Genomic DNA, 10,566 nt, shown 5'->3' with positions numbered 1-10,566 from the left:
ATAAAATCTGTTTAAATATCAAACAATCTCCGCTATATTCTTTCTGGTTTTTATACTATCGGATTCTATATCCTTTTTCAATCTGGCAGATGTTTCATAATAAAACAATCCAGAAAATGAAGCTGTTTAAGACAATAAAAAAACACAAATGCTCTCACACTTAAGCATTTGTGTTTCTGTATTACCCCTGAAATTTTAAAATACTAAAGACCGGTCCTTAAACCAAAAGGATTTTTTATCCCAGGTATATTCCAGCTCTGTGCCCATTTTCTCAAAAAAAGCGTCAATCACTTCGTACAGGGCTTTGTTCGCCTTGGGATCACCAGCATTGTTCAGGCTTTCAATCCACATGCTCTGGGAGCCGCAGGCATCGCTCAGATGAATTTTATAATCCAGGTGTTTTTCCTGTAAAAGCTGATTCAGCGCACCAATTTCTCTAAAAGTAACAATCATATGATAACCTTCTTTCCTGATTTTTATATCTTGACCTTTTATGATAAATTTTTACTCATACCTTATGCGTCAGCACCTGCCAGTTGAATGCTAAAGCAGCCGCCAATTTCAAATTTTAGGGTTTCCACGACTTTTCTGGACTTTCGCAGATTATCCTGAATCCGCTTTTTATCCAGCACTAAGAAGCGGTAATACTCTGTCAGAAAAATATCGATCGCGTCGCCATAGGCGATATCGATCTTTTTCCCAAGAATATCTCTAAAAAACTGAATCTCCATGCCAGACGTCAGAGAAGCGATGGCGTCAAAGTAGGTCTTATCCTTAATCATCACGCTGGTCTCAAACTTCAGTCCATTCTCGAAGCGTTTCTGTATAAAATAATCTTTTAGCTCAATGGTCATCTGTGCAAAGCTTTCAAGAATCGAAATATCCTTATAAAACCTTCTTATCTGCTCATTGGCGTTTATACACTCAAAATAAGCGCGGTACTCAATCATGTCCACCAGCAGATAATCATTTTTTGCCGTGTATTCCTTTAGAGGCTCCTCCAGCACTAAAGCAATATCATTGACAAAATCCTTAAAAATACTGATCGCCACAGATTCCTTGCTCTCAAAATAATAAGTGAACAAACCTAATTTTGATTCGGCGTCAGTAATAATATCCTTAATGGTTGTCGCACCATAGCCTTTTAAGTAAAAAAGCTTTTTCGCGCTGTTATACAACGAAGCCTTTGTCTCTGTTCCATTTTTATAGTTTGCCATAATTCACCTCATGTTCATTATAGCATGATTTTTAGTAAAAAAAAGAAGAATTTAAAAAAGACTTGACAAATTTGTACACATACTATATATTGTAATCATACAATATTGTATTCATACAATTCATGGAGGGAAATTTTGAGATGGAAGAAAGAATTGCGTGTATAAAAAACACAATGGCAGGAGAGCCTGCCGACCATGTGCCAGTGATACTGGATTTTGAAATCAGCTATGCCTGTGAGCTTGCAGGCATTGATTTTCTGGAAGCGACCTGGAATTATGAGAAAATCATCGAAGCTTATGAAAAAATTTTAAGCACTTTTGAAATGGATGCCAATCTGGGAATGGGATGGCTGCCACCTCAGCGCAGCGAAATTTTGGGCAGCAAAACGTGGATTCAAAACAGAAGGACCGGGACCATGCAGCACCCTGAGGTCATGAGCTTGAGTGAGAATGATTATCAAGCGCTGATCGAAGACCCGCTGCGCTGCATCGTTAACAAGGTGCTTCCCGGCATGTACAGCACGCTTGGAAAAGACAGCGTCAAGGATATTACAGCCATTTCCAAGGCTCTGCTGTTTGAAAAAAGTCAGGTTGCCGATTTTTATAATAAGCTTTATGATCTTACTTACGCTAAGGGCGTTCCGATTTACTATGGCACCATGTTTTATGCCCCCTTTGACCTGCTGGGCGACCATCTGCGCGGAATCACTCAGATTTCCATGGATCTCCGACGGAAAAAGCGAGAATTGGAGGCCGCCTGCGAAGCGCTCACGCCCGTGATGATCGACTATGTGGAAAATACTCTGCCAACTGATGCCGATGGGATTTCCTGTGCCTGCTCCTGGGTTCACCTGCCGCCAATGATCAGCCCCAGACATTTCGAGAAATTTTTCTGGCCTACTTTTAAAAAGGTTTGTGACGCGCTGGCCGCAAAGGGGCACACCCTCTATTTACAGTTCCAGGGCGATTACACAGACGGCCGCTATTTTGACTATTATTCCGAACTGCCTGAGGGAAAGGTTATTTTAGCTGTGGAGCATCAGAATTTTAAAAAGGCACTGGATATTCTCGGCTCTAAAAACATGGTCTGCTGCTCCTATCCTCTGGATTATCTGACGAATTATTCCACAGAGGAATGCCTGGATAAAGCCCGTGAGCTCATGGATATTGGCATGGAAAGCAAACGGTTTTACTTTGGTTTTAATAAGCCAGCCTTCAGCTTTAAGGACGCGCCGCCTGAAAAAATGAAAGCAGTGATTGATTTTGTCAATGAATACGGAAAATATTAAGGAGATAAATCTTATGCTTAAAGAAATAGAAAAAATTGAAGATCTGGCCAGCGAGTACGATGAAAAATATCAGGCGCTGATCCGCGATTGTATGACCGAAACGGAAAAAGAATTCGAAACCTTTATTCTAAGCTTAATCATGTAGGGGGAGTATAAAATGAACGAAGTAAACAAAAGTAATTTTACAAAAGGGATTATCTACGGCGGGATTGCCGGCGTTTTATGGGGAACCCTCGGCGTTTTCATCGCATTGCTCCAAAATCTTGGGCTAAGCGATGTGGCCGTCTCATCTATGGGGCCAATGATCGTTATCCTGTTTTATGGGATAAAAATCCTGATCAAAAATCCAAAGGCTTTTAATATTGGATGGAAACGCATACTCATCGTCCTGGTAGGCGGCGGAATTGCCAACGCGGTGCTCTATTACTCTTACGCGCGGGCGCTTAACTACCTGAGCACCGGTGTCTTTTCCATTCTTGAGTTTTCCCATGTCTTTATACTGATGCTTCTCTCTTCCTTTATTTTTAAATACAAAATAACCAAGGGCAAGGTCGCTTCTCTGGGGTTGGCCATTATCGGTCTGGCACTGGTTTTAAATGTCTTTTCGCCCGATGCTTTCATCGCGCCTTCAGGTATAATGTGGATGGCGCTAAACTGGCTGGCTAACTGCGCTGTTGCCCTGATCATCAAATGGGCTTTAAATAATGAGATTGACAATGATGTGGTCATCACTTATTATAACCTCGGAGCGGCTTTGATCTACTGGGTTGTCTGCCCTCCCTGGGCTGTCATTGGCCAGATCGGTTCCGCCCAGAATGTCCTGCTTCTTATTTTGATCATCGTTGCTTATGGGCTGCTGACACAGATTCTTTCATCCTATGTCTGGGTAAAGTCCTTTTCTCTGGTCGATCCTGCCATCACCAATATGATGAATGCATTCTCGCCCATCACAGCCTCAATCCTTGGCTATTTTATCTTTGGGCAGGTTGTTTCATTACCGCAGATTATTGGTATTGCAGTCGTCATTGCCGCGGTTATTATCCTGAATAAAACCGGAGCGGCTGAAGAGCTTTAGATTTTTATTCGATTTTTACAACGCCAATATAAAAAGGGCATTTTCCATCGGCTACAACTGGGAAAATGTCCTTTTTTATGCTGTTTTTAAGATTGTCTTTGCCGCTGGATAACCTCGCCAAGAGCCTGCACAACAGCTGGATCATAGAGGGTACCGCTTTCCTTACAGATGTTTTCGTACGCTTCATCCGGCTGTCTGCCCGACTCCTGCCATTGGTCAAAAGCATCGGCAACCGCACAGACTCTGGCAATGATGGGTATATCCTGTCCGCTTATCCTTTTGGGGTTATTTTTACCGTCATACCGGTAGTGATGGAACCGGCAGAGATCCGCAGCGATACTGCAGAAAATCTGTTCTGCAAAGCAGGTCGTTTTTGTTTCATAAAGATTCCTGAAAAACCGCGCGCCCGTTGTGCAATGGCCGAGAGTATCTTCTGTTTCCGCTTTTCCGATGTCGTGATAATCCACCGGAGACATTTCCTCCAACTGCCAGATTGAAAGCAGTTCTTCACGCCCCAATTCCTTTATTATTTTTCTTATCCAGCTGCCTGTTCGCAGGCAATGCTGCCGAACGCTTTCGGAACAGCGCCCAAACTGAGTCTTAATCAATGCTTGCATGCTCTCTACCTTTATTGTGATTCCTTAAAATACAGGGTATATTTTTTAAAGAAAGTTCGTAGAATACCATATTTCACGACAATTTATGCCGCTTTTCCATATATTGTTGAGTTTAGCTTATCCAGAAGCACCATCTCCTGTTTTTTATGATGGTCTGTGATGTGCAGATAAATGTTCATGGTGACAGATGTCTCTGAATGCCCAAGAATTTCACTGATGATCTGAATGTCCATTCCGCTTTCCTTCGCCCTGGTCGCAAAGGTGTGCCGAAGGTCGTGAAAACGGTAATTATCTAATTTAAGGGTGAAAATAGTCTTTTTAAAATAGCGCTGTATGGTTCTCACATCATAGGCTGAGCCACCTTTTTTTGCAATCACAAAAGCTTCCTGCTTTAACCCGTTTTTTTCATAGCACTGGAGTGATTTCATTAAAATAGAGGTAATGGGAATAGAGCGAAAGGCTTTTTGCGATTTTGGCGTGCCAATCTGGTTAATGGTTTTGCGCTGGCCCATTTCAGGATTTTTTACACGCTGAACATTTCTGCGAACATGAATGAACCCATTTTTCAGGTCAATGTCTTTCCATTGCAGCGCTGCGATCTCCCCGATGCGCATTCCCGCAAAGAGTCCGAGCTGTATAGCAAGGCTCAGGTTGTGCTCATGGGCTGAAAGCCAGTGCGCCAGAGTCTTTTGGTCCTCAATGGTCAGAATTTTTCCTGTCGTTGTCTGCCGCTTTTTCTGGATGACGATATGCCCGCAGGGATTTTTATCAATCAATCCGGTTTCCACGGCTCTTTCCATAATTGACGATAGCCTGCCGATAATGCCTTGAATCGTGGATGTCTTAAGCGCTTTCTTTTCCAGTGATTTCACAAAATTCTGTACCACTTCACCGGTTACAGCATCCAGCCGGAGATCACCTAATTCAGGCAACAAATAGCGTTCAATAATACGCTGATAATTGCTAAGTGTGGAAACCTTAATCTTTCCTTCATCGCTGCGTTCCCTTATCCACTCACGGCTGAACGCTCCCAGCGTTAGTGACCTTTTTGAAAAAAAACGACGAATTGACTGCGACCACATTGAAAATGTTTTTTTCATAATCATGCCTCCCTACTAAAAATTAATTAGAATTTTGCTAGTAATAGCAATTTATAAATGATATAATAGAATTTATAAAAAGTAAAAAAATGACGTAGAATATGGTATTCTACGATTTTTATTTTTCCGCTTACATACATTCCATATGGGTTATTTTATACTAAAAGATAAATCCGCATTATTTTTTATTTTTATACTCTCACGTTGGGCGCTTCCCTATGCAAATTCTTCTGTTCTATGGTAAAATGAGGAAAACTCATGCAAATTGTGGAGGTTGGTTTTGGATCAATTCGCTTTTGCTGCGCTGCTTTCACTTATTCAACTTCTGCCGGCGCTCTTTCTATACCAGTCGGTTTTTAAAGGCAATTTCCGATTTGGCACCAGCATTAATATTATGATGGTTGCTGTACTCCTGATTTCAAGTACGGTCACCTATGCCGCTGTTTTCACGCTCAGCGCCATGCCTGATTCCGGCAATGCGCGGATCACTGTCAGTGTTTTGTTTAATATTACCATTGGTTTGATTTTTCTTTTAAGCGTTAAAGAAAATTTTTTCCTTAACTTTTTTGTGGTCTTTATTATTAAAAATTATCTGGATATCGTTGTGTTTTTCAGCCAGATATTCTGTGGGCCTTCTCTGCTTGCCAACCCGCTGCTGTCTGCCTTTATCCTGTTTTTAATTTTCACGCTCACACTGCCCTTTGTCGGATTTTTTACCATTAAGGTCATTAAACCAACTGTCTTTGAGACAGGCAGCATGCCATACTGGCGGTATTTATGGGTTGTGCCCGTTTGTTTTTTCCTGCTGTACCGGTTCTGCATCTATCCTGGCTCTTTAAATCTTTCCTCTGTACCGGCCCATGTTTTACCTTTCGTCTGGTTTGCCGGCACCTTTTTGACCTATTATGTTATTTTAAGACTGATTCAGGAAAACCAGCGGGCTGCCGAGCTTCAAAATAAACTGGAGCTATCTGATTATCAGGCCAGTATGCAGCATGAACAGTACAACCGCCTGAAAAATAATATTGAGGATACTGAAAAAGCCCGTCATAACCTGAAGCACCGCCTGCTCATGCTCAAAGGATATGCGGAAAACAGCGCCTTTGAACAAATCGACGCCTGCTTGAGCGACTGCCTGAAGTCTGCGGATATGAACAGGGCTCTGCCTCTCTGCGCCAACACTGCCATCGACGCCATCGCCCAGCATTACGCAGCTCTTGCACGCCAAAATGCCATTGACCTGCACATTGACATCGAGCTTCCCGAGCCGCTGTTTTTTTCTGAGGGCGATCTCTGCGTGGTTTTTGGCAATTTGTTTGAAAACGCGGTGGAGGCCTGCCAGCGTCAGAAAAAGGCAAACCGCTTTATTTCTGTAAAGCTCGGCGTTTCGGGCAAGGACTCCGTGGTGATTTCCGTCAAAAACAGCTATGATCATGCAATCTGTAAAAAGGATGATGGTGGCTTTATGTCCTCCAAGCGCGATGCGGAAGGAATCGGTATCCATTCGGTCTGCCGGATAACTGAAAAATACAGCGGCTTTGCAAAATTTAATGATGACCATCAGGTTTTTGAAGCCTCTGTTCTGCTGAACCCTGACGCGCTATCACGCAAAAACAGCACATCAAAAAAGAACGTCCCGTAAAGGACGTTCTTTTTTATCTAAATCTTTTCTTTTTCCATGAGCGTTTCCGGCGGATACTTCAGGCTGTCTGGCAAAACAAAGTAAAGCAGTGCGATGATACCGGCTGTGGCGATCACATCGAAAACCTTGATAACCATGGTGCCAATGAAGCAGGCCAGCACCCAGGGGACACCGGCGGATACGGCCAGGTTGTAAAAATAGACCTCCCAGGGATGGGTAAGCGCTCCGCCACTCTGCCAGATGCTGAGCAATGCGGACAGGACGCCAGTGACTAAAATCAGCAGCCCCATGGTTGGAACTGTTCGCTTCCAGTCGATCTGTCCGTTACAGCGCATATTCACGCCCACCACCAGCGCGGCGGCAGCGCTGACCGCGTAGAAAATCAGCGAGCTGCTGCTGTAGTTGAACACTGCCAGCCCGAAATTATTCACAAGCCCTACCAGAAGCCCAGCTGTCGGCTCCAGTATCAGCGCGGCCAGAACAGTGCCGGACATATCCAGCCAGAAGGGCAGATTAAAATGCATCGAGATAACATAGAGCAGCCGGTTCATTACAACGCCCAAAACCATGATGATTAAATAGCGCGTTTTGTTACTCATTCTGTTCCTCCAATTCCTCCTCAATGACTTCCTCGAGGTTCTTCCCTTCTTTTTTAGCCTTTTCAAGGCGTTCCAGTTCCTTCGCACGTCCGATTTCATCCATAAACCCAGCGGTCACGACACCGGCAGGCATTGCGATCACTGCGATACCAAAGAGTGATGAAATCATGCTGATCAAACGCCCTACCTCTGTGACCGGGTATACATCCCCATAGCCAACGGTGGTCAGGGCTGTTGTTGCCCAGTAGAGCGCTTCAAAGAAATTATCAAAGGTATCCGGCTCATAAGCAAACATGGCCAGCGCTGATACAAAGATATAGGCCAGCGCGATGATGAGCACATAGCCCAGGGTTTTGCGCTCGTTTTTGAAAACATTGGCCACATAGGAGAAGGTTTTTGAGTAGTACAGCACCTTAAACACACGCAGCACACGCAGAATTCGAAAGCCAGCGCCCAGCAGCCCAAGAGACGGCAAAATCGAAACCAGGTCGATCAAGGCCCAGGGTGAGAAGGGATAGGCCACAAACACCCAGGGTGAATGCTTTTTAAGCTTGTAATCATAGGTAATCCAGTTAAAAATATAATCGGTAAAAAGAATATAGACGGTGATGGTATCAATCATCACCAAAAGCGAATTGGATTCCTTAAACATCAGCGGGCAGATACTGATAAAGGCCACCACCATGATAAACACGTCATAGTATTTGCTGATGACATCTCCAGGCTCTGCTTTTTTAACAATTTTGTATATCTGTTCACGCATCGCTTAACGCCTCGGTCCCTAGAACATATACGCGGATATGGGCAGGATGATATTCCCGGCCACCACAAAGAACAGAATCGTATAGAACATGACACGCCCGTAAAAGCTTGCAAAATCACGATCCTCGTATTTGTTTCGAATCCGGTTGATATTGATAATGGACAGCGCCACAGCCATAATCGTCATAATACCAAAAATATTGACGTATTCCAAAAGTCCGAGCTGCAGGGCGTCAGGCAGCAGGTTCGCGCCGACCATAATATTGGTCACTGTGCCAAAAAGGGCGGCGGGGATCATACTGAGGGGATCGACCCGGTGATAGGTACAGATAAACAACGTGATCAAAACCCAGGTTGTGGTGCCGACCAGGGCAATAAAGCACTTGACGTACAGGCCCATGCTGTCTCTGTTAAGCTCAAGCGCTGTGATATGCTCTGCGTTAATGATACCGCCTGTCATTTCAGGATCGCCATGGTCATCTTTATACTCGATCATCGTGGTGCCTGTTGCGTTTCTTCTCAGGTCATAGCCTGAAATCCCGAGAGACTCATTGATCCCGCTGTCTTCATCATTTACAAAGACAACGTCATCCACGGGCAGTTCTGATTCCACATACATACGCAATTGATGAGACTCCAGCGGAAACCGGCGGTTCCAGTAATTTTTTGTGACGGTTACATCGCACCGGACGGCCTGGTAGTTGACGCCATTTTCATGGTAATTTTTTACGGTTTCCATCTTATTCATGGTTCCCTTATAAATGCGGAAATGTTTGGCCATATCCAGATTTTCATCCCCGTTCCATTTAAACCAGATCAACGCCACCACACGGTAGTTGGATGTTTTCAGGTTGATCTCTTTCAGGTTTTCGATATAGGTGCCAACCGTTACCTCTGTGGCGTTCTGGTTAAACTGTCTGGCCCTCTCTTCTACCTTCTCAGGCGTCTGCATCATAGATACCCAGTAATCATCTTCTGCTTTTTTGTCTGTGTACATGGTAACAACCGCATATCCCAGAAAAACAGCTGCGATGATGACATAGGTAAAAAAGCTCATCAGCAGACGTTTTTTCTGCCAGCTTTTTAATTCGCCGAATTTCATTTTCTCTCCTCTCGTCTTTTAAAGTCTATTTTGAATACCTGTTTGGGTATATCAAACATAAAAAGGGAGACAATCTTTCCACTCTGCCGCATCGCGGAAACGGAACACCATTGTCTCGCTGTTTTAAACTTCATGCAGCGCGGGCAGGGTTTACTGCATTACGATTGGATGAGAGGATATGTGTTCACACTGTGAAAACATATTGGTGTAATACAAAAACAAAGCGCCGCACTGCTATCTTAATGGATGATAAGCGTCTGCTTGTCATTTTCTTAAGATCCTGTTAAGGTACACTATAATCATACCTGTCAAAAAAATCAGAATCAACATTCTTACCGAAAACGTCTTTTTTTTACCAATTTTGTGTTCCGAATTTCCAGTCTTTTTTAACATAATATGATAAAATTTGATTGCAATAATTATGAAAGGGGGATGTCTTTATGAAAATCGCGATTATCGACGATCTAAGAACAGAATGTGAGCTGCTCTCCGAATACATCCACCGTTACAGCGCCGATCACCAGCTTGATGCGGAGATCACGCTCTTTGAAAGCGGCAGCCGTTTTCTTGAGTGCTTTACCCCGCAGACCTATGATCTTATTTTTTTGGATATTTATATGGATGGTTTGAATGGTATTGAAACGGCAGAGAAAATCCGTGAGAAAGACAGCGATTGCCTGCTCATTTTTTCGACCACCAGCCAGTTTCATGCGGTAAAGGGATTCAGAGTCCGGGCTTTCGACTATCTGGTTAAGCCTTACAGCTATGAGGTTTTTGAGGAAACCATGCGCTATTGTGATGAAACGCTGTTCAAGAAAAGCCGGTATATTGAGGTGAAGGAAGGGCGGACTTATGTAAAAATCTTTTTAAAGGATATCGTTTATACGGATTACTCCAACCATTACATTTACATCCATACTAAACGACGCACGGTCAAATGCTACATGCCTTTTTCTGATTTTTCCGCGCTGCTGCTGCCCTATCCTCAGTTTGTCAACTGCTACCGGAACTGTATCGTGAATATGGATGAGGTAGATATACTTGACGAAAAGGATTTTGTCATGCTCTCAGGCGAACGGGTACCCATTAACCGCGGGCTTCGCGCAGAAATCCGGCAGCGCTACGCTAACTATGAATTTGACAAATTAAACAGGAGGCTTTGA

At 43.7% G+C, this 10,566-nt stretch carries 12 protein-coding genes; 5 read left to right on the top strand and 7 right to left on the bottom strand.

Annotated features, from left to right (window positions below; translation table 11 throughout):
- Positions 1-195: 195 nt before the first annotated feature.
- Positions 196-453, bottom strand: a complete 258-nt coding sequence (locus CPZ25_RS02715) for an RDAC family protein (RefSeq protein ID WP_058694725.1) — start codon at positions 451-453, stop codon at positions 196-198.
- Positions 454-515: 62 nt separating this feature from the next.
- Positions 516-1,217, bottom strand: coding sequence for a TetR/AcrR family transcriptional regulator (locus tag CPZ25_RS02710; protein WP_096919945.1), 702 nt, complete (start codon positions 1,215-1,217; stop codon positions 516-518).
- A gap of 140 nt (positions 1,218-1,357) precedes the next feature.
- Here CPZ25_RS02710 and CPZ25_RS02705 point away from each other — a divergent pair, with 140 nt between their 5' ends.
- The 3 genes from CPZ25_RS02705 to CPZ25_RS02700 are packed head-to-tail and all read left to right on the top strand — an operon-like array spanning position 1,358 to position 3,581.
- Positions 1,358-2,506 carry a uroporphyrinogen decarboxylase family protein gene (locus CPZ25_RS02705; RefSeq protein WP_243129335.1) on the top strand — a complete coding sequence of 383 codons (1,149 nt, stop codon included), beginning with the start codon at positions 1,358-1,360 and terminating at the stop codon, positions 2,504-2,506.
- A gap of 13 nt (positions 2,507-2,519) precedes the next feature.
- Positions 2,520-2,651, top strand: a complete 132-nt coding sequence (locus tag CPZ25_RS20935; RefSeq protein ID WP_275477593.1) for a hypothetical protein — start codon at positions 2,520-2,522, stop codon at positions 2,649-2,651.
- Between the two features lie 12 nt (positions 2,652-2,663).
- Positions 2,664-3,581, top strand: a complete 918-nt coding sequence (locus CPZ25_RS02700; protein WP_096919947.1) for a DMT family transporter — start codon at positions 2,664-2,666, stop codon at positions 3,579-3,581.
- Positions 3,582-3,667: 86 nt separating this feature from the next.
- On the opposite strand, the gene CPZ25_RS02695 is transcribed toward CPZ25_RS02700, so the two are convergent.
- The gene (locus CPZ25_RS02695; protein ID WP_074616949.1) at positions 3,668-4,198 is read right to left on the bottom strand and encodes an HD-GYP domain-containing protein; all 531 of its coding nucleotides are present in this window, start codon (positions 4,196-4,198) and stop codon (positions 3,668-3,670) included.
- Positions 4,199-4,281: 83 nt separating this feature from the next.
- Positions 4,282-5,298: a tyrosine-type recombinase/integrase gene (locus CPZ25_RS02690; protein ID WP_167495143.1), complete on the bottom strand. Its 1,017-nt coding sequence runs from the start codon at positions 5,296-5,298 to the stop codon at positions 4,282-4,284.
- Between the two features lie 280 nt (positions 5,299-5,578).
- Here CPZ25_RS02690 and CPZ25_RS02685 point away from each other — a divergent pair, with 280 nt between their 5' ends.
- Positions 5,579-6,940 carry a sensor histidine kinase gene (locus tag CPZ25_RS02685; RefSeq protein WP_096920800.1) on the top strand — a complete coding sequence of 454 codons (1,362 nt, stop codon included), beginning with the start codon at positions 5,579-5,581 and terminating at the stop codon, positions 6,938-6,940.
- Positions 6,941-6,957: 17 nt separating this feature from the next.
- On the opposite strand, the gene CPZ25_RS02680 is transcribed toward CPZ25_RS02685, so the two are convergent.
- Genes CPZ25_RS02680 through CPZ25_RS02670 form a run of 3 tightly spaced genes read right to left on the bottom strand, consistent with a single transcriptional unit; the run spans position 6,958 to position 9,403 of the window.
- A complete protein-coding gene (locus CPZ25_RS02680) occupies positions 6,958-7,539 on the bottom strand; it encodes a hypothetical protein (RefSeq protein ID WP_058694732.1) in 582 nt (193 codons plus the stop codon).
- Complete coding sequence (locus CPZ25_RS02675; RefSeq protein ID WP_058694733.1) at positions 7,532-8,302, bottom strand: ion transporter; 771 nt, start codon at positions 8,300-8,302, stop codon at positions 7,532-7,534. The genes CPZ25_RS02680 and CPZ25_RS02675 overlap by 8 nt, the downstream gene beginning before the upstream one ends.
- 18 nt (positions 8,303-8,320) lie before the next feature.
- Positions 8,321-9,403 carry a hypothetical protein gene (locus tag CPZ25_RS02670; RefSeq protein ID WP_074618405.1) on the bottom strand — a complete coding sequence of 361 codons (1,083 nt, stop codon included), beginning with the start codon at positions 9,401-9,403 and terminating at the stop codon, positions 8,321-8,323.
- 440 nt (positions 9,404-9,843) lie between these two features.
- Here CPZ25_RS02670 and CPZ25_RS02665 point away from each other — a divergent pair, with 440 nt between their 5' ends.
- The gene (locus CPZ25_RS02665; protein ID WP_058694735.1) at positions 9,844-10,566 is read left to right on the top strand and encodes a LytR/AlgR family response regulator transcription factor; all 723 of its coding nucleotides are present in this window, start codon (positions 9,844-9,846) and stop codon (positions 10,564-10,566) included.

Origin of the sequence: Eubacterium maltosivorans (genome assembly GCF_002441855.2) — a bacterium.
In the GTDB taxonomy this organism is placed as follows: Bacteria; Bacillota; Clostridia; order Eubacteriales; family Eubacteriaceae; genus Eubacterium; species Eubacterium maltosivorans.
This window is presented reverse-complemented; position numbering and strand designations above follow the sequence as displayed.

What these genes read in the sequence shown, in the direction of transcription:
- CPZ25_RS02675 (WP_058694733.1), bottom strand. Translation starts at nt 8,302, where the DNA reads ATGCGTGAACAGATATACAAAATTGTTAAAAAAGCAGAGCCTGGAGAT.
- CPZ25_RS02700 (WP_096919947.1), top strand. Translation starts at nt 2,664, where the DNA reads ATGAACGAAGTAAACAAAAGTAATTTTACAAAAGGGATTATCTACGGC.
- CPZ25_RS02665 (WP_058694735.1), top strand. Translation starts at nt 9,844, where the DNA reads ATGAAAATCGCGATTATCGACGATCTAAGAACAGAATGTGAGCTGCTC.
- CPZ25_RS20935 (WP_275477593.1), top strand. Translation starts at nt 2,520, where the DNA reads ATGCTTAAAGAAATAGAAAAAATTGAAGATCTGGCCAGCGAGTACGAT.
- CPZ25_RS02695 (WP_074616949.1), bottom strand. Translation starts at nt 4,198, where the DNA reads ATGCAAGCATTGATTAAGACTCAGTTTGGGCGCTGTTCCGAAAGCGTT.
- CPZ25_RS02705 (WP_243129335.1), top strand. Translation starts at nt 1,358, where the DNA reads ATGGAAGAAAGAATTGCGTGTATAAAAAACACAATGGCAGGAGAGCCT.
- CPZ25_RS02710 (WP_096919945.1), bottom strand. Translation starts at nt 1,217, where the DNA reads ATGGCAAACTATAAAAATGGAACAGAGACAAAGGCTTCGTTGTATAAC.
- CPZ25_RS02680 (WP_058694732.1), bottom strand. Translation starts at nt 7,539, where the DNA reads ATGAGTAACAAAACGCGCTATTTAATCATCATGGTTTTGGGCGTTGTA.
- CPZ25_RS02670 (WP_074618405.1), bottom strand. Translation starts at nt 9,403, where the DNA reads ATGAAATTCGGCGAATTAAAAAGCTGGCAGAAAAAACGTCTGCTGATG.
- CPZ25_RS02715 (WP_058694725.1), bottom strand. Translation starts at nt 453, where the DNA reads ATGATTGTTACTTTTAGAGAAATTGGTGCGCTGAATCAGCTTTTACAG.
- CPZ25_RS02690 (WP_167495143.1), bottom strand. Translation starts at nt 5,298, where the DNA reads ATGAAAAAAACATTTTCAATGTGGTCGCAGTCAATTCGTCGTTTTTTT.